The sequence below is a fragment of the Streptomyces sp. NPDC047525 genome (assembly GCF_040643025.1).
In the GTDB taxonomy this organism is placed as follows: Bacteria; Actinomycetota; Actinomycetes; order Streptomycetales; family Streptomycetaceae; genus Streptomyces; species Streptomyces durmitorensis.
The window spans coordinates 300,648-321,633 of record NZ_JBEYTL010000003.1; the positions used below are offsets into that span (position 1 = coordinate 300,648).

Genomic DNA, 20,986 nt, shown 5'->3' on the forward strand with positions numbered 1-20,986 from the left:
CAGAGCGGTGGCGACGCGCATCAGATCAACAGCGCGCCGCTGCTTGAACCGCCGGGATATTCGCATGGCGTCGAAACTAGCCACGGCGCCAAGAGAGGGTCAAGTCATCTCACGCGCCCCGGCTTTCCGGAAACGCAGCCTTCGCACTCCGGCCATACGCACGTCACACCACCGCCCGACGCCCCTGCCGGGAACGCATTCACGCCAATGTGCGGCCGCGCGGCCTCGCGCCGCTTCCCCGTCACGGGCGCCGACCGTAAGCTCCCTCGCCTGATACGGGTGTTACTTACGGTAAGGGGGACGGGTCATGGGGTACTCGGGAGCTGCGGGCAGCACGAGGCGGACGTTCGTCGCGGGGGCTGCCGCGGCGGGCGGCGTGGCGGCCCTGGGGGCGGGGGCGCTGCCGGCGGCTGCCGACGACCGCGCCCCGCGGGCGGATCCGGCAAAGCAGTCCGTGGCCGTGCTCGGCGGCGGCGTCGCCGGTCTCACCGCGGCCCATGAACTGGCCGAGCGCGGCTTCGCCGTCACGGTCTACGAGCGCAGGGCGCTCGGCGGCAAGGCCCGCAGCATGGACGTACCGAACAGTGCGAAGGGCAACCGCAGGCCGCTGCCCGGTGAGCACGGCTTCCGCTTCATCCCGGGGATCTACCACAACCTCCCGGACACGATGCGCCGCATCCCCTTCCCCGGCAACGCGAACGGCGTCTGGGACAACCTCGCGGCGCCGCGCGAGATGTCGTTCGCGCGCACCGGGCGCGAGGACATCCGGATGCCGATCCCGTGGCAGGGCAGCGAGCCGGAGAAGCTCACCCTCGACGATCTGGCGCGGGCGCTCACCGCACTCCTGGACACCGCATTCAACCTCCCCGCGCACGAGGTCGCGTACTTCGTGAACCGCGCCCTGGTCTTCCTCACCAGCTGCGACGAGCGCCGCGACGACACCTGGGAGGCGATGCCCTGGTGGGAGTTCGTGCGCGCCGCGAAGATGTCGAAGGACTACCAGCGCATCCTCGCGATCGGCGTCACCCGCAACATCGTCGCCACCAAGGCCGAGGAGGCGAGCACCCGCACCGTCGGCACGCTCGGCGAGGCCTTCGTCTTCAACGCGCTCGGCCAGGGCGCCGACGGCCCGCCGGACCGGCTGCTCAACGCGCCGACGAACGAGGCGTGGATCGATCCCTGGGTGACCCATCTGAAGTCGCTCGGCGTGGAGTTCCGCATGGGCTGGAACGTGCGGCAGCTGGGCTTCGCCGGTGGCCGGATCACGAAGGCCGTCATCGAGGATCCCGACGGCGTACGCCGCGACGTCACCGCCGACCACTACATCCAGGCCATGCCGGTGGAGCACGCGCGCAGGACGTGGAGCGCTGAACTCAAGGCTGCTGACCCGCAGTTGGCGCGCTGCGACAAGCTGGAGACGGACTGGATGACGGGCATCCAGTTCTATCTGACGGAGCGCCCGCCCGTGGTGAAGGGCCACTTCAACTGCATCGACTCGCCCTGGTCGCTCACCGGCATCGCGCAGGCGGGCCACTGGCCGGACCGTGACTTCCCCGCGGAGTACGGGGACGGCGTCGCGGTCGAGTGCCTCTCGGTGGACATCTCGGAGTGGGACAAGCCGGGGATCCTCTACGGCAAGACGGCCAAGCAGTGCACGCGCGACGAGGTCGCCAAGGAGGTGTGGGCGCAGCTCAAGGCCGCGCTCAACGACACCGGCAAGGTGGTCCTGAGCGACAGCAAGCTGCACTCGTGGTTCCTGGACCCGGGCGTCGACGGCATCGGGACGCCGAACCCGACCAACGAGGACGAGCTGCTCATCCACCCGGTCGGCACGCTCCACAACCGCCCGTCGGCCGCCACGAAGATCCCCAACCTCTACCTGGCGGGCGACTACGTGGCCGTGCCGATCGACCTCGCGACCATGGAGGGCGCCAACACATCGGCGCGCCAGGCGGTGAACGCTCTCCTGGAGAGGGTCGGTTCGGACGCCGCACCGTGCACGGTCGCCTCCTTGTTCCGCGCCCCCGCGATCGAGCTCCTCAAGCGCCATGACCGCACCCGCTACCGGCTCGGCCTGCGCAACGCCCTCGACCTGGGCTGAAGGGCAGAAGGGCAGGGAGACCGAGGCGCCGAGGGACGGGAGAGCTGGGGCAGACGGGGTAGAGAGCCAGTATGGGAACGGGAGCAGGAAAGCGGACACGACGCATGACGGTGGCGGCGGTGGCGGCCGTCGCCGCCCTGGGCCTGGTGCCCGGCTGCACCCTGAGCGACACCAGGGGAGCCGACGGGAAGGCGGACTCCGGCGGGCGCGTGCTCGCCGTGAAGATCGACAACGTGGGCCCGGCCCGCCCGCAGACGGGCCTGGACGCGGCCGACGTCGTGTACGCGGAACAGGTCGAGGCGGGGCTGAGCCGCCTGATGGCGGTGTACGCGGGGCGGCTGCCGTCCGTGATCGGACCGGTGCGCAGCGCGCGGGAGACGGATCTGGAGCTGCTGCGGCAGTTCGACGATCCGGCTCTCGCCTTCTCGGGGGCGCAGTCGAAGCTCCTGCCGCTGATCTCGGCGGCTCCCCTGCGACCGCTCACGCCCGGCAAGGCGCCGGGCGACGCCTACTTCCGCAGCGGCGCGAAGCCGGCCCCGCACAACCTCTTCGTACGCCCGAAGGCGCTGGACGCCGACCTGGGCAAGGGAGGCCTGGAGAGCACGGGCTTCCGGTTCGGTCCGCGCCCCAAGGGCGGCACCCCGGAACGTGAGCGCACGATCCGCTTCCCGGCGGCACGGTTCACCTTCACCTGGTCGGCAGCGCAAGATCGCTGGCTGGTCTCCATGGACGGCACGCGGGCGCGCACGGCCGACGGCAAGCAGCTGGCCGCGTCGACGGTCGTCGTGCAGTACGTGAAGGTGCGCGAGTCCCGCTTCCACGACCGCTCGGGGAACAACACGCCGTTCACCGAGACCGTCGGCTCGGGGAAGGCACGGGTCCTGCGGGACGGCCGCGCCTACGAAGCGCGCTGGGACCGGCCGTCCGCGCGAGGCGGCACGGAGTTCACGGCGGCGGACGGCGGCGAGCGGCTGCCGTTCGCCAAGGGCCAGGTGTGGGTGGTGTACGCGAAGGCGTGAGGGCCGCGGCCTCCGCATTCTCCGCGGCCTCCGCGTACTCAGGCCCGGGGGGCGGCGAGGTGCTCGGCGGGGTTGCGGAGGTTCTCCGCCGCGTCCGAGACCCGCTGGATCAGGTCGAAGAACAGGGTCTGCTCCTCCTCGGAGAGCGGCCCGAGGAAGACCTGGTTCATCCGGGCCGTGCGCACCGTCAGCTTGCGGTGCGTGCGCTTGCCCTCGTCCGTGAGGTGCAGCAGATACCGGCGGCCGTCCTGCGGGTCGCGCACCTTGTCGAGCAGCTCGCGGCGCATCAGGCGGCTGATGACCTCCGCGATGGTGGACCGGTCGAGGCCGACCCGCTCGCCGACGGTGCGCTGATCAAGACCGGGCTCGGCGACGAGCGCGTTCAGGACGGCGAACTGCGGCGAGGTGATCTCCTCGGAGACCATCGTGTTCCACAGCAGATAGTGCGCCTGCTGGAGACGCCGGGCCAGGTGCCCGGGGTGGGTGGTCAGGTCCACCGCCGCCATGAGTCCTCCACTGCCTTGTGCACGGGATTTTCCGTTGGTGCACTGAACAGTACTCGCCCTTGACGACCTAGGGAACGAGTGGCAGCGTAAGTTCAACCTCGCAGAAATAGTCAGTGCCCTGATTAATGTGCGAGGCATGGATGGGCATCGAAGGCCTGGAAGAGATGGGGCTCGACGGATGGACAAGGTGGTGGCCTCTGCCGCCGACGCGGTGGCGGACGTGCCGGGCGGCGCGTCGCTCGCGGTGGGCGGATTCGGTCTCAGCGGCGTGCCGGGCGTACTGATCGGGGCGCTGTACGAGGCCGGGGTTTCGGGCCTGCGGGTGGTGTCCAACAACTGCGGGGCGATGGAGTCGGGGCTCGCGGTGCTGCTCTCGGCGGGCCGGATCGCGCGGGTCACCGGGTCGTACATCGGCGCCAACAAGGAGTTCGCCCGTCAGTACCTGGGCGGCGAGCTGGAGGTCGAGATGATCCCGCAGGGCACGCTCGCCGAGCGGCTGCGCGCCGGAGGGTGCGGGATCCCCGCGTTCTTCACGCCGGCCGGGGTGGGCACGCAGGTCGCCGACGGCGGGCTGCCGTGGCGCTACGACGGCTCGGGCGGGGTGGCGCTCGCCTCGCCGGCCAAGGAGGTGCGGGAGTTCGACGGTCAGGAGTACGTCCTGGAGCGCGGCATCAGGACCGACTTCGCGCTGGTGCGGGCCGCCAGGGGTGACCGGCACGGGAACCTCGTGTTCAACAAGTCCACCCGCAACTTCAACCCCCTCGCCGCGATGGCCGGGCGGGTCACGATCGCCGAGGTGGAGGAGCTGGTGGAGCCGGGCGAGATCGACCCCGACGCGGTGCATCTGCCGGGGATCTACGTACAGCGGGTCGTCGAGCTGACCCCGGAGCAGGCAGCGGACAAGGGCATCGAGCGGCGCACGGTCTCCGCGCCCGGCGCACGAGGGACGGTGGACAGCTGATGGCCTGGACCCGTGAGCAGATGGCCGCACGCGCCGCACGCGAGCTGCGCGACGGTCAGTACGTGAACCTGGGCATCGGACTGCCCACGCTGATCCCCAACTACCTCCCCGAGGGCGTCGAGGTGGTCCTGGAGTCCGAGAACGGCATCCTCGGCGTGGGCCCCTACCCCACGGACGCCGAGGTCGACCCGGACCTGATCAACGCGGGCAAGGAGACGGTCACCGTCCGGCCCGGAGCCTCCTACTTCGACTCCGCGCTGTCCTTCGGGATGATCCGCGGCGGCCACATCGACGTCGCCGTGCTCGGAGCCATGCAGGTCTCCGCGCGCGGGGACCTGGCCAACTGGGCGATCCCCGGCAAGATGATCACGGGGATCGGCGGGGCGATGGACCTGGTGCACGGGGCGCGCACGGTGATCGTGGCGATGACGCACACCGCCAAGGACGGCTCGCCCAAGATCCTTCAGGAGTGCGCGCTGCCGCTGACCGGCCGGGCCTGCGTGAACCGGATCATCACCGACCTCGGCGTCCTCGACATCACCGAAACCGGCCTGGAACTGGTCGAGTTGGCCCCCGGGGTCACGGCGGACGAGGTCATCGCCAAGACCGCCGCCAAGGTGCACGTCCCCGAAGCCGTCTCTGCCGCCGCCCCCGAAGGAACCCCGTCATGAGCCTGCGTGACGTCTACATCGTCGACGCCGTACGCACCCCCGTCGGCAAGTACAACGGCGCGCTCGCGGGCGTCCGCCCCGACGACCTCGGCGCCCACGCCATCCGCGAACTCCTCGCCCGCACACCGGACTTGGATCCCGCCCGGATCGGCGACGTCTACTTCGGCAACGCCAACGGCGCGGGCGAGGAGAACCGCAACGTCGGCCGCATGGCCGCCCTGCTCGCGGGCCTGCCCGTGACGGTGCCCGGCGTGACCGTCAACCGGCTCTGCGCCTCCGGGCTCGAAGCCGTCATCCAGGCCGCGCGGGCCATCGCGCTCGGCGACGTCTCCGTCGCCCTGGCCGGCGGGGTCGAGTCGATGACGCGCGCGCCCTACGTCCTGCCGAAGAACGACCGGCCGTTCCCCGCCGGGCACACGGAGCTGTACTCCACCACGCTGGGCTGGCGCATGGTCAACCCGAGGATGGAGCCGCAGTGGACGGTCCCGCTGGGCGAGAGCGCCGAACTCGTCGCGGACAAGCACCGGATCACGCGCGAGCAGCAGGACACGTACGCACTCGCCTCGCACCGCAAGGCGGCCCAGGCCCGGAAGGACGGCCTGTTCGACGCCGAGATCGCGCCGGTCGCCATCCCGCAGCGCAAGGGCGATCCCGTCCTCTTCGAGCACGACGAGTGCGTACGCGCCGACGCGTCCCTGGAGGCGATGGCCCGCCTCAAGCCGTCCTTCCGCACCCCCGACGGCACGGTCACGCCCGGCAACGCGTCGCCGCTCAACGACGGCGCCGCCGCGCTGCTCCTGGTCGACGACGAGGGTCTCAAGGCGACGGGCCGCGAGCCGCTGGCCCGCGTCTCGGCGTCCGCCGTGTCCGCGATCGAGCCGCATTACTTCGGGCTCGCGCCGGTCGAGGCCGTCAACCGGGCCCTCGCGAAGGCGGGCAGGTCGTTCGGGGATCTGAGCACGCTGGAGCTCAACGAAGCCTTTGCGGCACAGGTGTTGGGGTGCGTGGCCGAATGGCCCGACCTCGACCCGGACGTCCTGAACCCGCAGGGCGGCGCCATCGCGCTCGGCCACCCGCTCGGCGCGTCCGGCGCGCGACTGGCCGGAACCGTCGCCCACCAGCTCGCCCGGCGCGGCGCGGGCACGGGCGTCGCCACCCTCTGCATCGGCGTCGGCCAGGGCCTTGCCCTGGTCCTCGAACGCTGAGCCGTCGCCCACCACCACCGTCGCCACCACGCCGTACCTCACGGAGCCGAGAGACATGACCCTCACCGAACCCCTGCCCGACGGGCTCAGCCAGCGGGAGATCGACACGGAGGTCGCCAAGGCGCAAGCCGCGGCGGCGCCCGCCGATCACCCGCCGCGCGACTATCCCCCGTACCGCAGCAGCCACTTCCGGCACCCCAAGCAGCCGCTGATACCGCTGCGCGACCCGGAGGCGGTGGAACTGAGCGGCCCCACGTTCGGCGTCACCGACATCACGGCGCTCGACCGGGACCTGACCCGCCAGCACCCGGGCGAGCCGCTCGGCGAGCGGATCACCGTGTCCGGCCGGGTCCTCGACCGCGAAGGACGGCCCGTGCGCGGCCAGCTGGTCGAGCTGTGGCAGGCCAACGCGTCCGGCCGCTACGCCCACCAGCTCGACCAGCACCCGGCGCCGCTCGACCCGAACTTCACGGGCTTCGGCCGCTGCCTGACCGACGACGAGGGAACGTACTCCTTCACGACGGTCAAGCCGGGCGCCTACCCGTGGCGCAACCACGTCAACGCGTGGCGCCCCGCGCACATCCACTTCTCGCTCTTCGGCACGGCGTTCACACAGCGCCTGGTGACGCAGATGTACTTCCCCGGCGACCCGCTGTTCGCCTACGACCCGGTCCTGCGCTCGGTCACCGACGAGTCGGCGCGACAGCGCCTGGTCTCCGCCTACGACCACGATCTCTCCACCCCCGAGTGGGCGCTCGGCTACCGCTGGGACATCGTCCTCGACGGCCCCTCCGCGACGCTCTTCGAGGAAGGCGACCACCACTGATGTCGTACGCTCCGACTCCCTCCCAGACGGTCGGCCCCTTCTACGGCTACGCGCTGCCCTTCCCGCGGGGCGGCGAGGTCGCACCGACCGGCCACCCGGACACGATCACCCTGCACGGGTACGTGTACGACGGCGCGGGAAACCCCGTGCCCGACGCCCTCATCGAGACCTGGCAGCCCGCGCCCGACGGCTCCCGCACGGGCGCGCCGGGATCGCTGCGGCACGACCCGGTCACGGGTGAGGTCATCGGCCGTGACGGGCTCGCGTTCACCGGGTTCGGCCGCGTCCCGACCGACGCGGACGGCCACTTCACGGTCCGTACGCTGCCGCCGGGCGGCGTCTCGTACATCGCGGTCGCGGTCTTCGCGCGCGGTCTGCTCCACCACCTGTACACGCGCGCCTACCTGGTCGACGAGCCGGGCGACACGCTCCTCGGCTCCCTTGCCCCGGCGCGGCGCACGACGCTGATCGCCCGCCCCGAGGCGAGCCACACGTACCGTTTCGACATCCGCCTTCAGGGCGAGGGCGAAACGGTGTTCCTGGAGTTCCAGTGAGTCTTGAAGGTACCGATGCCGGTCTGCTCGCCCCCGGGCGAGCGGGCTCCCCGGCCGAGGCGGCGACGGGCGACACCGCCTTTCTGCAGGCGATGCTGGACGCGGAGGCCGCTCTGACGCGGGCCCAGGCGACGGTGGGCCTGGCCCCGGCGAAGGCTGCCACGGCCGTCGCCGAAGCGGCCCGCGCCGACCGCTTCGACGTACGCGACATCGCGTTGCGCGCGCGGTCCTGCGGCAATCCCGTGATCCCGCTGGTCGCGGACCTGACGGCGGCGGTGCCCGCGGACGCGGCGCCGTACGTCCACCGGGGAGCGACCAGCCAGGACATCATGGACACGGCGATGATGCTGGTCGCGCGGCGCACGCTGGACCTGATCCTGGCGGACCTGACCCGCACGGAGGCGGCACTCGCCCTCCTCGCCGCGGAACACCGGGACACGGTGATGGCCGGTCGCACCCTGACGCAGCACGCGGTCCCGACGACGTTCGGCCTCAAGGCGGCGGGCTGGCGCGCGCTGGTGCTCGACGCGCGGGACAGGGCGCGGGCGGTGCGCGACGCGCTTCCTGCTCAACTGGGGGGTGCGGCAGGCACATTGGCCGCGTTCGGGGCGTACGCGGGCGACTCGTCGCCGGGGGTGTTTCCGGACGCGGGCGACTCGCCATCGGAGGCGGTCCCGGACGCGGGCGACTCGCCATCGGAGGCGGTCCCGGACGCGGGCGACTCGCCATCGGAGGCGGTCCCGGACGCGGGCGGCTCGCCGTCGGAGGCGACCCCGGACGCGGGCGGGCTCGGGGAGAGCCTCGTCGCGGCCTACGCCCGCCATCTCCAACTGGCCGAACCCACCCTCCCCTGGCACACGCTCCGCACCCCGGTCGCCGATCTCGCCGCGGCTCTCGCCTTCACCGCCGGAGGCTTGGGCAAGGCGGCCACGGACATCCTCACCCTCAGCCGCACGGAGCTGGCCGAGCTCTCCGAAGGAGCGGGTGGCGGCTCATCCGCCATGCCGCACAAGGCGAATCCCGTCCGCTCCACCCTCATCGCGGCCGCCGCGCGGCGCTCCCCCGGCCTGGCAGCGGCGCTCCACGCGTCGATGGCCGCCGAGGACGAACGCCCGGCGGGCGCCTGGCACGCGGAGTGGGAACCCCTGCGCGACCTCCTGCGCACGGTCGGCGGCGCGAGCCGCCACGCGGCAGAGCTCACCGAGAACCTCCGGGTCCACCCGGACGCGATGCGCGAACACCTCGGCCTCACCCACGGGTTGATCGTCTCCGAACGCCTCACGGCGGAGCTGACCCCGCTCCTGGGCAGGGCCCGCGCGAAGGAACTCCTCACCTCGGCGGCCCTGCGCACCCGGGACGAGGGCAGGTCCCTCGCGGACGTCCTCGCCGAAGAGCCCGGCCTCTCGGCCGTCGACCTCACCGAACTCACCGACCCCACCCGTTACACCGGCTCCGCCGGAGCCCTCACGGACCGAGCCCTGGAGCGACGATGACCGGCAAGCTGCCGCACCACACCACCGAGGGCGCCCCGGCCGCGCCCGCTCTCCTCCTCGGCTCCTCCGTCGGCACGTCCACCGCCCTGTGGGACGCCGTGGCACCCGAACTCTCCACCACCCACCGGGTCGTGCGCTGGGACCTGCCCGGCCACGGCAAGTCCCCCGCCGACCTGATCGGCCCGGGAGCCACCGTCGCCGACCTGGCCGCACTCGTCCTCGCGCTCGCCGACTCCCTCGGCATCGACCGCTTCGCGTACGCGGGTGTCTCTCTCGGCGGCGCCGTCGGCCTGCACCTGGCCGCGCACCATCCGGAGCGGGTGGAGAGCCTCGCCGTCATCTGCTCGTCGGCGCACTTCGGCGGCAGCGCCCGCTGGGAGGAGCGCGCGGCACTCGTACGCCGCGAAGGCCTCGCCGACCTCGCCCGGAGCGCGCCGGACCGCTGGTTCACGCCCGGGTTCACGGTCCCCCGCCTGGTGGACGACCACCGCGGCACCGACCCCGACGCGTACGCCGCGTGCTGCGACGCCCTGGCCGCGTACGACATCAGGGAGGCGCTGGCGGCGATCACCGCGCCCACGCTCGTCGTCGCGGGCCGCGAGGACCCGGCGACGCCACCCGCCCACGCCCGCGAGATCGCCGACGCGGTGCCGGGCGCCTCCCTCACCGAGCTGGCGGGCGCCTCGCATCTGGCGCCGGCCGAGCGACCGGAGGCCGTGGTCGCCGCGCTGCGCACGCACTTGACGGGAGCGCCCGCGAGCGGGACGGCCGTGCGGCGAGCGGTCCTGGGTGACGCGCACGTGGACCGCGCGCAGGGCAACACCACGCCCTTCACGGCTCGCTTCCAGGACTTCATCTCGCGCTACGCCTGGGGCGAGATCTGGACCGACCCCACCCTCGCGCACCGCGAGCGCAGCATGATCACCATGACGGCCCTGGTCGCGCACGGGCACTACGACGAGCTGGCCATGCATGTCCGTGCGGCCCGCCGCAATGGGCTCACCCCCGAGGAGATCGGGGCGGTACTGCTGCAGACGGCCGTCTACTGCGGCGTCCCGGCGGCCAATTCGGCGTTCGCGGTGGCGCAGCGGGTCCTGGCGGAGGAGTAGCGGTCATGGGCACCCTTTAGGCTGCTGCTGATCAGGGGGTCAGGGGAGAGCAGGGGGGCACGTGGCGATGAACGATGCGACTGAGGTGTTCCAGCCGTTGCAGGCGGACGATCCGCCCGTGGTGGCCGGTTACCGTCTCGCCGCCCGGATCGGCGCGGGAGGCATGGGCCGGGTCTACCTGTCGCACACGCAGGGCGGCCGACCGCTGGCGATCAAGGTGGTACGGCCCGAGCTGGCCGACGACCCGGCCTTCCGGCGGCGGTTCAGCCGGGAGATCAAGGCGGCCCAGCGGGTCCGGGGCGCCTACACGGCCGAGCTGATCGACGCCGACGCGGACGGCGTGCCGCCCTGGCTGGCCACGCTGTACGTGCCGGGTCCCTCTCTGTCGGATGCGGTCGCCCGCAGCGGACCGCTGCCGGTACCCGCGGTGCTGTGGCTGATGGCGGGGGTCGCCGAGGCGCTGCAGGCCATCCATGGCGCGGGGATCGTGCACCGGGACCTGAAGCCCTCGAACGTGCTCCTCGCCGCCGACGGGCCGCGCGTGATCGACTTCGGCATCTCGCTGGCCTCGGGCGCCACATCCCCGCACACCGCGACGGGCAGCGCCGTCGGCACGCCCCAGTTCATGGCTCCCGAGCAGGCGTCCGTGGGCGAGGTCACCGCGGCCACCGACGTCTTCGCACTCGGCCAGACAGCGGCGTTCGCGGCACTGGGCGAGCCGTTGTACGGGGACGGGCCCTCGGTCAGCGTGCTGTACCGGATCGTGCACTCGGAGCCCGATCTCTCCCTGCTGCCCGCGCAGTTGCGGCCGCTGTTCGCCCGGTGCCTGGCCGCCGATCCGGCGGAGCGGGCCACCCTGGCGGAGATCGTCGACTGGTGCAGGCAGCGGCTCGGCCCGGGTGCCGACGCGGGCGCGGGGCCTACCGTCTGGCGGGAGGTCACCGGTCCTGAGGTGTCGGTTCCGGCGCCGGTCCCCCATCCCACGCGGATGCACACGCAGCCGTTGTTCGCGCCGCCGCGGCCGACCGTGCCCATGGGGCAGGACGAGCGGAGGGCCCGCCGAAGACGCAACGCGCTCATCACGGGCATCGTGACGGGGGGTGCGCTGCTGGTGCTCGGCCTGACGTGGACGGTGATGGACGCGACGGATCTGCTGCGCCATCGGGACACGTCCGCGAAGTCCGGTTCGTCGGCGTCCGAACGGTCGTCGGGATCCGGCGCGGCGTCCGGGTCGGCAGCCGGTGGGTCTTCGGGGGACGGCGAGAGGGCGGCGACCGGCGAGGGCTCGGGCACCGGCGACAAGAGCGACGGCGCGGCAGGCGCGTCGCGCCCCTCCTCCGGCTCTTCGTCGACCGCTACCGCCCCTCCGCAAGCCGTCGCGTACCCCCAGGAGTGGTTCGACGAGAAGAACTCCGTGAGCCTCAGGGAGCCGGTCGACCGCAAGGACCGCAAGGGCGACATCCGCTTCGTCTGCGGGGAGACCAGCTGCGCGCTGGAGAGCGACAAGAGCGTGATCACCTTGCTGTACAGCAAGCCGGGGGCCACCCTCGACTCGTGCCGTACCGCCCTCACGGGCGCCGACAGCCACGACCTCCCGCTGGCCGCGGTGGCGGCCGGCAGCGAGATCTGCGTGAAGAATCCTGCCGGAGACATCGCCCTGCTCGTGGTCCAGGTGAAGTCGACCGCGCTGCCGAACGGCGGGTTCAGCTTCTTGAGCGCGGACATGACGGTCTGGCGGGATCGGGCCTCGTAGCACCGACGGGGAGCGGCTAGGTGGCGCTCCGCTCGCTCGCCTCGCGATAGCGCCGCTCCATCTCGTCGATGTACGCGTCGTCGCCCGGCCGCCCCGCCCGCAGCAGGCGCCACCACTGATCGATGCTCCAATTGGCCGGTTCCGTCGCCCCGATGAACTCCTCGACGAGCGAGAGGAAGCGCGCGGGGTCGGCGTGAAAGGGGAAGTGCCCGGCGTCCGGGAAGATTTCGAGGCGGCTGCCGGGCATCGCCTCGTGCGCGGTGAACGCGTGGTCGACCGGCAGGACGCCGTCCCGGTCGCCCCAGACGAGGAGCGTGGGCATGCCCTGGGCGAGGTAGCAGCGGTCCAGCATGGTGACCACCTGGCCGCGCCAGTCGACGACGGACCGCAGGGTACGGATGAACGCGGCCCGCGCCCACACGTCCGGCAGCGCGTCGACCAGACCCATCAACTCGGGGGCGTCCCGCCCGAGACCGGTGTCGAGCAGCCTGAGCAGCGCGACCACCGCCCGCACCGGCACGTCGGCGCCGGGCAGTCCGAGCAGGGAGAGCAGCAGCGCGGCGCCGGGCAGCGAGACGCCCCGCAGCACGGGGGTGACCTGCGGGCCGACGCCTCCCGTGCTCACCAGGACGAGCCGGTCCACGCGCTCGGGGAACTGGTAGGCGAACTGCATCGCGACACCGCCGCCGAACGAGTGCCCGACGAGGGTGACCCGATCGACGCCGAGCACGCCGAGCAGGTCCCGCACTCCGTTGGCGTACGCGGCCACCGAGTAGTCGGCCCGTGGCTTCTCGGAGGCGCCGTGGCCGAGCAGGTCGGGGGCGATGACCGTGTGGCTGCGGGCCAGTTGGGGGATCAGCGGGGACCAGGTCGCCGATGAGTCGCCGATGCCGTGGATCAGCAGAATCGCCGGTCCCTCACCGGCGACGCGGTACGCGCGCCGGTAGCCGTGCACCGTTCGGAACTGCAGCAGGGCCCCGCTCTCGTCGCCGGTGGGAAGCCGCCTGGGCTGGAAGGGCAGGATCCGCGCCATGGGCCGGAGTGTAGGTGTGCGGTGCGTTGGGGTGGTTTCGGCGGGGTTTCGGGTGGCGCAATAGGGGCGCCGATCCGTCCGCGGAAGCCACGTGGCGGCGTAGCACCCCAGTGCCCGCACGCTCTGCCCGCGCAAACACGTCACGTACGCCTGATCGAAGGGTGGCTGTCGCGCCATGTCACCGCCGGTCACCCAGGTGACACATCTGGCGGGTTAAGTTACTTGGTGACCATGCGAGTTACGCGGCCACGTAAGGAATTTGCCACTGTGACGGGAGCCGGAGTGCGCAGGCGGGTGCTGCCCGCGGCGCTGCTCGCCGTGCTCCTGGTGACCGTCCAGTTCTTCGCGCACGGGGTCAACGAACCCACTCACGGCGCGGAATCCCGCATCCCACCGGCCACGGCACCGTACGCGCACTGCGGCGACGACACGCACCCGGAGGAGACCTCCGAGCGCTTCCGGGCGCGCGGCCGCCCTCTCTGCCGCGACCTCACCCCCGACACGACCCCGCGTCTCCAGGCCCACGCGGTCGCTCCCGCGGACGACGGCACGCCCGCGCGGCGGCCCGTCGCCGCCGCCCACCACGAGACGAGACCAGCGGGCCGCGAGCTTCCGGCCCTGCTCCAGGTCTTCCGCTGCTGATCGGTTCCTCCGGCACGGCCATGCCGCCAGGCACACGCGTCCGACGCGTCCGCCGGCCGGACCCGAACACCGGTCCACGTCACACCGATGCGCCCCCCACGGCGCTCAGGAGTCAACCGACATGCAGCCTTCCCCTGCCTCCGTACTCGACCGCGCCCGCTCCCTGCTCAGGGCACCCGACAGCGCGCGGCACGACGTCGCCGCCTCCGTGGTCGTCTTCCTCGTCGCCCTGCCCCTGTGCGTGGGCGTGGCCGTCGCCTCCGGAGTGCCCGCCGAACTCGGCCTGATCACCGGCATCGTCGGCGGTCTCGTCACCGGGCTGCTGCCCGGCAGCAGCCTCCAGGTCAGCGGTCCCGCCGCGGGACTCACCGTCCTCGTGTACGAAGCCGTGCGGGAGTACGGTCTCGCGGCACTCGGCGCCCTCGTGCTCGTCGCCGGGATCCTCCAGCTGGCCATGGGCGCCCTCCGGCTCGGCCGCTTCTTCCGCGCCATCTCCGTGGCCGTCGTCGAGGGCATGCTCGCCGGCATCGGACTCGTCCTGATCGCCGGGCAGTTGTACGCCATGGCGGACCGAGAGGCTCCCGCGAGCGGCCTCGACAAGATCGCAGGGCTGCCGGGGATGCTCACCGGGATCATCGGCTCGGAGCGCGCCCTGACCGCCTTCGGGCTCGGCCTCGGCACCATCGCCGTGCTCGTGTTCTGGCACCGGCTCCCCGCGAAGCTGCGCGTGGTGCCCGCCCAGCTCGCCGCCGTGGCGCTCGCCACGGGTGCCACGCTGCTCTTCTCCCTGCCGGTGGCCACGGTCGAGGTGCGGGGGCTCGTCGAGGCGGTGCGGATGCCGGACGGCGCCGCCTTCGGGGACCTGCTGAGTCTCGGCGCCATCGGCACCGTGCTCGCGTTCGCCCTGATCGCGTCGGCGGAGAGCCTGTTCAGCGCGGCCGCGGTGGACCGACTGCACGACGGCCCGCGAACGTCGTACGACAAGGAACTGATCGCGCAGGGCGCGGGCAACACCGTGTGCGGGCTGCTCGGCGCCCTGCCGATGACCGCCGTCATCGTCCGCAGCTCGGCCAACGTGCGGGCGGGCGCGCGGACGAAGGCGTCCCGCGTCCTGCACGGCGTCTGGCTGCTCCTCTTCGCGGCGCTGCTGCCCGCCGCGCTCGCCCTCATCCCGGTCGCGGCGCTCGCGGGCGTCCTCGTGCACGCGGGCTGCAAGCTCGTCCCCGTACGGCAGTTGGCGGAGCTGTGGCGCGAACACCGCGGTGAGGCGGTCGTCCTGGCCGTGACGGCCGCGGCGATCGTCACGGTGAACATGTTCGAGGGTGTCCTCATCGGTCTCGCCCTCGCCGTCATGAAGACCGCGTGGGAGACCTCGCACGTGCACGTGGAGGTCGTCGACAAGGGCGCGGGACCGATCCGCGTCCATCTGACGGGCAACGCCACGTTCCTGCGCCTCCCCAAGCTCCTCGACGCGCTGGAGGCACTGCCCCAGGACCGACCGATCGACCTCGACCTCACGGACCTGCGGCATCTGGACCACGCGTGCCGTACGTCGCTGGAGAGCTGGGCGGAGCGGCACAGTGCGGAGGGCACTGATCCGGTGCGGGTGGCGTCCGGGGCCTGAGGGTGTCACCGTCCTGCGCCGGACGGGCTCGGGCAGAGCCCGTCCGGCGGTACTCCGCCCCTGCTCACCTCGCCCCGTACACCGGCTGGGGCGCCTGTGCCCCGGCGAGCAGCTTCAGCGTCGCGTCGCCTGCCTCCGCCGGCGTCCAGCGGGCCCCCTTGTCGGCCGTCGGTCCCGGCCGCCAGCCCTCCATGACGGTGATGCGTCCCGCCTCGGCCTCGAAGACGCGGCCGGTGACTCCGGCGGATGCCTCCGAGCCGAGCCACACCACGACCGGCGACACGTTCTCCGGAGCCATCGCGTCGAAGCCATCCCCTTCGGGTGCGGCCATGGTCTGTGCGAAGGTCTGCTCCGTCATCCGCGTCCGCGCGGCGGGCGCGATCGCGTTGACCCGCACTCCGTAGGAAGCGAATTCGGCCGATGCGACCATCGTGAGCCCGAGAATCCCGGCCTTGGCCGCGCTGTAGTTCCCCTGCCCCACGCTCCCCAACAGCCCGGCACCCGAGCTGGTGTTGACCACGCACGCGTGCCGCGCGCGCCCCGCCTTCGCCTCGCCGCGCCAGTACGCGGCCGCGTGCTTCAGCGGCAGGAAGTGCCCCTTCAGATGCACCCGCATCACCGCTTCCCAGTCGTCCTCGTCGAGGTTGACCAGCATCCGGTCCCGCAGGAATCCCGCGTTGTTGACGAGGGTGTCGAGCTGTCCGTACGTGTCGAGCGCCGCCCGCACCAGGGACGCGGCCCCCTCGGGCGTGGCGATGTCACCGCCGTGCGCGACGGCATCGCCGCCCGCCGCGCGGATCTCCGCGACGACGTCGTGCGCGGGCCCGCCGGACGCCCCGGAGCCGTCGGCCCCCACACCGAGGTCGTTCACGACGACCTTGGCGCCCTCGGCGGCGTACGCGCGCGCGTGCGCTCGGCCGAGGCCACGGCCCGCGCCGGTGACGATCACGACGCGGCCCTCGCAGATGCCGGGGCCCGGCTTGTCGGCTGAGGTCATTCGGAACTCCTCGGTCATGCGGAACTCCTCGGATACGTTCAGTGGTTGACGGACGCGGCGTCCAGGAACGCGGGGCGTTCGCCGCCGCCGTGCAGGTGCAGTGCGGCGCCGCTGATGTAGCGCGCGCTGTCGGAGGCGAGGAAGACGCACGCGTCCCCCACGTCCGACGGATCGGCGAGGCGTCCGAGCGGGACGGTGCGGGCGACCTGCGCGATGCCTTCCTCGTCGCCGTAGTGCAGATGGGCGCTCTCGGTGCGGGCGAGGCCGAGCACGACGGTGTTCACGCGCACCTTCGGGGCCCACTCGACGGCCATCGTGCGCGCGAGGTTCTCCAGGCCCGCCTTGGCCGCGCCATAGGCACCGCTGCCGGGTGAGGGACGGGAGCCGCTCACGCTCCCGATCATGGTGATGCTGCCCCCGCCGGGCTCCTGGCCGCGCATCACCTCGTACGCCGCCAGGGATGCGTACAGCGGGGCCAGCAGGTTGAGTTCAACGATCTTGGCCTGGCGGGCGGGGGCCGATTCGGCGAGCAGCCCGAAGGGTGTGCCGCCCGCGTTGTTCACCAGGGCGTCCAACCTGCCGTGGTCAGCGGCCACATCGGCGAAGAACGTGTGCGCCGCTTGTGCGTCGCGCAGGTCGAGCGGTCTGAACTCGGCAGCGGAGCCCGCCGCTTCGACCGGGCGCTCCGGCGGTCTGCGGGCGCAGACGACGACTCGCGCACCGGCGACGAGGAAGCTGCGGGCGATACCGGCTCCGACGCCTCGGGTGCCGCCGGTGACGACCACCACCTGTCGGGTGTCAGTCATCGCTGCTACCTTCCTAACTAACAAATGTTTGGTTGAAGGGCCTGGATGAAAGGTAGCGGATCCTCTGATGTCTGTCTCCACCTCCACCCCGGACAAGGGCGTCGCCGTCGTCACGGTCGACTTCCCGCCCGTCAACGCCCTGCCCGTGCAGGGGTGGTTCGACCTGGCGTCCGCTGTGCGCGCGGCCGGCCGCGACCCCGGGACGCGCTGCGTCGTCCTTGCCGCCGAGGGCCGCGGTTTCAACGCGGGCGTGGACATCAAGGAGATGCAGCGCGACAGCGGCCACGGCGCGCTGATAGGCGCCAACCGCGGGTGCTATGAAGCGTTTTCGGCGGTCTACGAATGCGAGGTGCCGGTCGTGGCCGCGGTGAACGGCTTCTGCCTGGGCGGCGGCATCGGCCTCGTGGGCAACGCGGACGCGATCGTGGCGAGCGAGGACGCGACGTTCGGCCTGCCCGAGCTGGACCGGGGCGCGCTCGGCGCCGCGACGCATCTCGCCCGCCTGGTCCCGCAGCACCTGATGCGCGCCCTGTACTACACCTCGCGCACGGCCACCGCGGCCGAGCTGCACGCGCACGGCTCCGTGTGGCGGGTCGTGCCGCGCGATGAACTGCGCGATGCGGCACTGGAGTTGGCGCGCGAGATCGCGCAGAAGGACGGCACACTGCTGCGGTTCGCCAAGGCCGCGATCAACGGCATCGACCCCGTCGACGTGCACCGCAGCTACCGCTTCGAGCAGGGCTTCACCTTCGAGGCGAACTTGAGCGGCCTGGCGGACCGCGTCCGCGAGAACTTCGGCACAGGCTCCGGAAAGACAGCCTCTGGAAAGACAGGTTCCGGAAAGAAGGAGGAGGGGAGGGCATGACGGACAAGACCATGACGCCCGACGCGATCGTGGGGCGGCTGCGGAGCGGGATGACGCTCGGCATCGGCGGCTGGGGTTCGCGCCGCAAGCCCATGGCGCTGGTGCGGGCTCTGCTGCGGTCCGGGATCACGGACCTCACCGTCGTGGCGTACGGCGGCCCGGACGTCGGCCTGCTCGCCGCGGCGGGGAAGATCCGCAAGCTGGTCACGGCGTTCACGACCCTCGACTCGATCCCCCTGGAGCCGCATTTCCGCGCGGCGCGCGAGCGCGGCGCCTTCGAACTGGTCGAGCTGGACGAGGCGATGTTCATGCAGGGCCTGACGGCCGGTGCCCAGCGGCTGCCGTTCCTGCCGATCCGCGCGGGCCTCGGTTCGGACGTCCTGCGGGTCAACCCCCAGCTGCGTACGGTCACTTCGCCGTACGAGGACGGGGAGGAGCTGGTCGCCGTGCCCGCCCTGCGGATGGACGCGGCGCTGGTCCATCTCAACCGCGCCGACCGCCTGGGCAACGCCCAGTATCTGGGCCCGGATCCGTACTTCGACGACCTGTTCTGCGAGGCATCCGACACGGCGTACGTGTCGTGCGAGCGGATCGTCGAGTCGAGCGAGCTCACCGAGCGGGCGGCGCCGCAGACGATGCTGGTCTCCCGGCACGCGGTGACGGGCGTGACCGAGACACCCAAGGGCGCGCACTTCACGTCGTGCGTGCCGGACTACGGCCGGGACGAGCCCTTCCAGAAGGCGTACGCCACCGCCGCGGGCGACCCCGACGCCTGGAAGAAATTCGAGGACCGCTTCCTGACCGGCACCGAGCAGGACTACCAAGCGGCCGTCCAGGCCTGGCACAAGGAGCAGCGATGACGCAGACCGACCCGACCGCGGCGGCCGGCGCATCTGAGGCGACCGCCTCCTCCGTCACCCGCGCCGAGTACTGCGTGATCGCCTGCGCGGAGGCCTGGCGGGGCGCGGGGGAGATCCTCGCATCGCCGATGGGCACGGTCCCGGCGATCGCCGCGCGCCTGGCCAAGCTGACGTTCTCGCCGGACCTGCTGCTCACGGACGGCGAGGCGCTGCTGATCGGCGATGTGCCCGCCGTGGGGGCGCCGTCGGCGGTGACGGAGGGCTGGTTGCCGTACCGCAGGCATCTGACGATGGCCATGGGCGGCAGGCGCCACGTGATGATGGGCGCGAGCCAGATCGACCGCTTCGGGAACCAGAACATCTCCTGCATCGGCGACTGGGAGCGGCCCAGGCGCCAGCTGCTCGGGGTGCGCGGTGCTCCGGTCAACACCCTCAACAACCCCGTGAGTTACTGGATCCCCCGGCACTCGAAGCGCGTCTTCGTCGAGAAGGTCGACATGATCAGCGGCGTCGGTTACGACAGCGCGGCGGCGGCCGGTCCTTCCGCCACCCGCTTCCACGACCTGCGCCGGGTCGTGTCGGACCTCGGCGTCTTCGACTTCGGGGCGGCGGACCACGCGATGCGCCTGGTCTCCCTGCACCCGGGCGTGACGGTCGAGCAGGTGCGTGAGTCGACCGGCTTCAGGCTCGCGGAGGCGGATGACGTGCCGTGCACCCGCGAGCCGACGGCAAAGGAGCTGCGGCTGATCCGGGACGTGGTGGACCCGCGCGGTCTGCGCGAGCGCGAGGTGCGCTCGTGACGTCGGCTCCGCCGGGCATGGAGACGGCGCTGACCAAACTGGTCGGTGTGCGGTACCCCATCGTGCAGACCGGCATGGGCTGGGTGGCGGGCCCTCGACTGGTGTCCGCGACGGCGAACGCGGGCGCCCTCGGCATCCTCGCCTCCGCGACGATGACCGTCGACCAGCTGCGCTCGGCCGTCCGGGAGGTCAAGTCCCGTACGGACGAGCCCTTCGGGGTCAACCTGCGCGCCGACGCGGGCGACGCGCGGGACCGGGTGCGGGTCATCGTCGACGAGGGAGTGCGGGTCGCGTCCTTCGCGCTCGCCCCCTCGAAGGAGCTCATCGCGGAGCTGAAGGACGCCGGGGTGGTCGTCATCCCGTCCATCGGGGCGCGACGGCATGCGGAGAAGGTCGCGGCGTGGGGCGCGGACGCGGTCGTCGTACAGGGCGGCGAGGGCGGCGGACACACCGGCGAGGTCGCCACGACCGTGCTGTTGCCGCAGGTCGTGGACGCGGTGGACATCCCGGTGATCGCGGCGGGCGGCTTCTTCGACGGCCGGGGGCTCGTCGCCGCGCTCGCCTATGGCGCGGCGGGGGTCGCGATGGGCACACGCTTTCTGCTGACGTCGGACTCGACGGTGCCGGACGCGGTCAAGGCCCGCTATCTGTCCGCGTCGGTCAAGGACGTCACGGTGACCACCCGGGTGGATGGTCTCCCGCACCGGATGCTGCGGACGGATCTTGTCGCCTCGCTGGAGAAGTCGGGGCGGGCGGCGTCCCTCGCACGGGCCGTGCGGCACGCGGCGGCGTTCCGGAAGATGTCCGGCATGGGGTGGGGCGAAATGATCCGGGACGGACTCGCGATGCGGCACGGGAAGGGGATGACGTGGAGCCAGGTCCTGCTGGCCGCGAATACGCCCATGATGCTGAAGTCGACGATGGTGGACGGAATACCGGAAGCGGGGGTCATGGCTTCCGGCCAGGTAGCGGGCGTAATAGAGGACCTGCCCTCGTGCGAGGAGCTGGTCACGCGGGTGATGCTGGAGGCAGCTGAGGTGGTGGGACGCCTACGACTGAGCTGAACGGCGGCCTCCGGCCGGGTTCGCCTCGGCTCGCCCCTCCCTGCGGCGGGATACGGCTCGGCTCCCGAGGATGGAGACAGCTGAGGTCGCGGGAAGC

The 20,986-nt window shown here is 72.2% G+C and carries 20 protein-coding genes; 16 read left to right on the forward strand and 4 right to left on the reverse strand.

Annotated elements, in window-relative coordinates; genetic code table 11:
• Positions 1-307: 307 nt before the first annotated feature.
• Positions 308-2,101: an FAD-dependent oxidoreductase gene (locus ABZ833_RS10340; RefSeq protein ID WP_361043800.1), complete on the forward strand. Its 1,794-nt coding sequence runs from the start codon at positions 308-310 to the stop codon at positions 2,099-2,101.
• A 71-nt stretch (positions 2,102-2,172) separates the two neighbouring features.
• Positions 2,173-3,120 (forward strand): DUF3048 domain-containing protein, encoded by a 948-nt coding sequence (locus ABZ833_RS10345; RefSeq protein WP_361043803.1) that lies wholly within the window; start codon positions 2,173-2,175, stop codon positions 3,118-3,120.
• Between the two features lie 38 nt (positions 3,121-3,158).
• Here ABZ833_RS10345 and ABZ833_RS10350 read toward each other — a convergent pair whose 3' ends face one another.
• Positions 3,159-3,626 carry a MarR family transcriptional regulator gene (locus ABZ833_RS10350; protein WP_361043806.1) on the reverse strand — a complete coding sequence of 156 codons (468 nt, stop codon included), beginning with the start codon at positions 3,624-3,626 and terminating at the stop codon, positions 3,159-3,161.
• Between the two features lie 178 nt (positions 3,627-3,804).
• Here ABZ833_RS10350 and ABZ833_RS10355 point away from each other — a divergent pair, with 178 nt between their 5' ends.
• The 8 genes from ABZ833_RS10355 to ABZ833_RS10390 all read left to right on the forward strand — a co-directional run bounded on the left by ABZ833_RS10355 (position 3,805) and on the right by ABZ833_RS10390 (position 12,198).
• Positions 3,805-4,587: a CoA transferase subunit A gene (locus tag ABZ833_RS10355; RefSeq protein ID WP_361043809.1), complete on the forward strand. Its 783-nt coding sequence runs from the start codon at positions 3,805-3,807 to the stop codon at positions 4,585-4,587.
• Positions 4,587-5,258 (forward strand): CoA transferase subunit B, encoded by a 672-nt coding sequence (locus tag ABZ833_RS10360; RefSeq protein WP_361043811.1) that lies wholly within the window; start codon positions 4,587-4,589, stop codon positions 5,256-5,258. Before ABZ833_RS10355 ends, ABZ833_RS10360 begins: the two co-directional genes overlap by 1 nt.
• 2 nt (positions 5,259-5,260) lie before the next feature.
• On the forward strand, positions 5,261-6,463 hold the full coding sequence (locus ABZ833_RS10365) for a thiolase family protein (RefSeq protein ID WP_361044761.1): 1,203 nt from the start codon (positions 5,261-5,263) through the stop codon (positions 6,461-6,463).
• 55 nt (positions 6,464-6,518) lie between these two features.
• Positions 6,519-7,289, forward strand: a complete 771-nt coding sequence (gene pcaH / locus ABZ833_RS10370; RefSeq protein ID WP_361043814.1) for a protocatechuate 3,4-dioxygenase subunit beta — start codon at positions 6,519-6,521, stop codon at positions 7,287-7,289.
• The gene (pcaG, locus tag ABZ833_RS10375) at positions 7,289-7,843 is read left to right on the forward strand and encodes a protocatechuate 3,4-dioxygenase subunit alpha (RefSeq protein ID WP_361043816.1); all 555 of its coding nucleotides are present in this window, start codon (positions 7,289-7,291) and stop codon (positions 7,841-7,843) included. The genes pcaH and pcaG overlap by 1 nt, the downstream gene beginning before the upstream one ends.
• On the forward strand, positions 7,840-9,336 hold the full coding sequence (locus ABZ833_RS10380; protein WP_361043819.1) for an adenylosuccinate lyase family protein: 1,497 nt from the start codon (positions 7,840-7,842) through the stop codon (positions 9,334-9,336). The genes pcaG and ABZ833_RS10380 overlap by 4 nt, the downstream gene beginning before the upstream one ends.
• Positions 9,333-10,445 (forward strand): 3-oxoadipate enol-lactonase, encoded by a 1,113-nt coding sequence (gene pcaD / locus ABZ833_RS10385; RefSeq protein WP_361043822.1) that lies wholly within the window; start codon positions 9,333-9,335, stop codon positions 10,443-10,445. Before ABZ833_RS10380 ends, pcaD begins: the two co-directional genes overlap by 4 nt.
• 67 nt (positions 10,446-10,512) lie before the next feature.
• Complete coding sequence (locus tag ABZ833_RS10390; RefSeq protein WP_361043825.1) at positions 10,513-12,198, forward strand: serine/threonine-protein kinase; 1,686 nt, start codon at positions 10,513-10,515, stop codon at positions 12,196-12,198.
• Between the two features lie 16 nt (positions 12,199-12,214).
• On the opposite strand, the gene ABZ833_RS10395 is transcribed toward ABZ833_RS10390, so the two are convergent.
• Positions 12,215-13,231: an alpha/beta fold hydrolase gene (locus ABZ833_RS10395; RefSeq protein ID WP_361043828.1), complete on the reverse strand. Its 1,017-nt coding sequence runs from the start codon at positions 13,229-13,231 to the stop codon at positions 12,215-12,217.
• A 267-nt stretch (positions 13,232-13,498) separates the two neighbouring features.
• On the opposite strand from ABZ833_RS10395, the gene ABZ833_RS10400 reads away from it, so the two are divergent.
• Together ABZ833_RS10400 and ABZ833_RS10405 are read left to right on the forward strand one after the other, a co-directional pair.
• The gene (locus ABZ833_RS10400; RefSeq protein WP_361043832.1) at positions 13,499-13,873 is read left to right on the forward strand and encodes a hypothetical protein; all 375 of its coding nucleotides are present in this window, start codon (positions 13,499-13,501) and stop codon (positions 13,871-13,873) included.
• 121 nt (positions 13,874-13,994) lie between these two features.
• Positions 13,995-15,497: a SulP family inorganic anion transporter gene (locus ABZ833_RS10405; protein ID WP_361043834.1), complete on the forward strand. Its 1,503-nt coding sequence runs from the start codon at positions 13,995-13,997 to the stop codon at positions 15,495-15,497.
• Positions 15,498-15,561: 64 nt separating this feature from the next.
• Here the strand turns inward: ABZ833_RS10405 and ABZ833_RS10410 are convergent, their stop codons facing one another.
• Together ABZ833_RS10410 and ABZ833_RS10415 are read right to left on the reverse strand one after the other, a co-directional pair.
• Positions 15,562-16,494, reverse strand: a complete 933-nt coding sequence (locus tag ABZ833_RS10410) for an SDR family oxidoreductase (RefSeq protein ID WP_361043837.1) — start codon at positions 16,492-16,494, stop codon at positions 15,562-15,564.
• Between the two features lie 38 nt (positions 16,495-16,532).
• Positions 16,533-17,300: an SDR family oxidoreductase gene (locus tag ABZ833_RS10415; protein WP_361043839.1), complete on the reverse strand. Its 768-nt coding sequence runs from the start codon at positions 17,298-17,300 to the stop codon at positions 16,533-16,535.
• 67 nt (positions 17,301-17,367) lie between these two features.
• On the opposite strand from ABZ833_RS10415, the gene ABZ833_RS10420 reads away from it, so the two are divergent.
• From ABZ833_RS10420 to ABZ833_RS10435, 4 genes are read left to right on the forward strand one after another with little or no spacing between them, the layout of a single operon-like run.
• Complete coding sequence (locus ABZ833_RS10420; RefSeq protein WP_361043841.1) at positions 17,368-18,165, forward strand: enoyl-CoA hydratase family protein; 798 nt, start codon at positions 17,368-17,370, stop codon at positions 18,163-18,165.
• Positions 18,162-19,025 carry a CoA-transferase gene (locus ABZ833_RS10425; RefSeq protein ID WP_361043843.1) on the forward strand — a complete coding sequence of 288 codons (864 nt, stop codon included), beginning with the start codon at positions 18,162-18,164 and terminating at the stop codon, positions 19,023-19,025. Before ABZ833_RS10420 ends, ABZ833_RS10425 begins: the two co-directional genes overlap by 4 nt.
• Positions 19,022-19,825 carry a CoA-transferase gene (locus ABZ833_RS10430; RefSeq protein WP_361043845.1) on the forward strand — a complete coding sequence of 268 codons (804 nt, stop codon included), beginning with the start codon at positions 19,022-19,024 and terminating at the stop codon, positions 19,823-19,825. The genes ABZ833_RS10425 and ABZ833_RS10430 overlap by 4 nt, the downstream gene beginning before the upstream one ends.
• A 17-nt stretch (positions 19,826-19,842) precedes the next feature.
• Positions 19,843-20,889, forward strand: coding sequence for a nitronate monooxygenase (locus tag ABZ833_RS10435; RefSeq protein ID WP_361044764.1), 1,047 nt, complete (start codon positions 19,843-19,845; stop codon positions 20,887-20,889).
• Positions 20,890-20,986 lie beyond the last annotated feature (97 nt).

Excerpts from the sequence above, each read along its gene's own strand:
- ABZ833_RS10390 (WP_361043825.1), top strand. The coding sequence starts at position 10,513 with ATGAACGATGCGACTGAGGTGTTCCAGCCGTTGCAGGCGGACGATCCG.
- ABZ833_RS10395 (WP_361043828.1), bottom strand. The coding sequence starts at position 13,231 with ATGGCGCGGATCCTGCCCTTCCAGCCCAGGCGGCTTCCCACCGGCGAC.
- ABZ833_RS10405 (WP_361043834.1), top strand. The coding sequence starts at position 13,995 with ATGCAGCCTTCCCCTGCCTCCGTACTCGACCGCGCCCGCTCCCTGCTC.
- ABZ833_RS10435 (WP_361044764.1), top strand. The coding sequence starts at position 19,843 with ATGGAGACGGCGCTGACCAAACTGGTCGGTGTGCGGTACCCCATCGTG.
- ABZ833_RS10410 (WP_361043837.1), bottom strand. The coding sequence starts at position 16,494 with ATGACCTCAGCCGACAAGCCGGGCCCCGGCATCTGCGAGGGCCGCGTC.
- ABZ833_RS10340 (WP_361043800.1), top strand. The coding sequence starts at position 308 with ATGGGGTACTCGGGAGCTGCGGGCAGCACGAGGCGGACGTTCGTCGCG.
- ABZ833_RS10360 (WP_361043811.1), top strand. The coding sequence starts at position 4,587 with ATGGCCTGGACCCGTGAGCAGATGGCCGCACGCGCCGCACGCGAGCTG.
- ABZ833_RS10350 (WP_361043806.1), bottom strand. The coding sequence starts at position 3,626 with ATGGCGGCGGTGGACCTGACCACCCACCCCGGGCACCTGGCCCGGCGT.
- ABZ833_RS10415 (WP_361043839.1), bottom strand. The coding sequence starts at position 17,300 with ATGACTGACACCCGACAGGTGGTGGTCGTCACCGGCGGCACCCGAGGC.
- ABZ833_RS10430 (WP_361043845.1), top strand. The coding sequence starts at position 19,022 with ATGACGCAGACCGACCCGACCGCGGCGGCCGGCGCATCTGAGGCGACC.
- pcaH (WP_361043814.1), top strand. The coding sequence starts at position 6,519 with ATGACCCTCACCGAACCCCTGCCCGACGGGCTCAGCCAGCGGGAGATC.
- ABZ833_RS10355 (WP_361043809.1), top strand. The coding sequence starts at position 3,805 with ATGGACAAGGTGGTGGCCTCTGCCGCCGACGCGGTGGCGGACGTGCCG.
- pcaD (WP_361043822.1), top strand. The coding sequence starts at position 9,333 with ATGACCGGCAAGCTGCCGCACCACACCACCGAGGGCGCCCCGGCCGCG.
- ABZ833_RS10425 (WP_361043843.1), top strand. The coding sequence starts at position 18,162 with ATGACGGACAAGACCATGACGCCCGACGCGATCGTGGGGCGGCTGCGG.
- ABZ833_RS10420 (WP_361043841.1), top strand. The coding sequence starts at position 17,368 with ATGTCTGTCTCCACCTCCACCCCGGACAAGGGCGTCGCCGTCGTCACG.
- ABZ833_RS10345 (WP_361043803.1), top strand. The coding sequence starts at position 2,173 with ATGGGAACGGGAGCAGGAAAGCGGACACGACGCATGACGGTGGCGGCG.
- pcaG (WP_361043816.1), top strand. The coding sequence starts at position 7,289 with ATGTCGTACGCTCCGACTCCCTCCCAGACGGTCGGCCCCTTCTACGGC.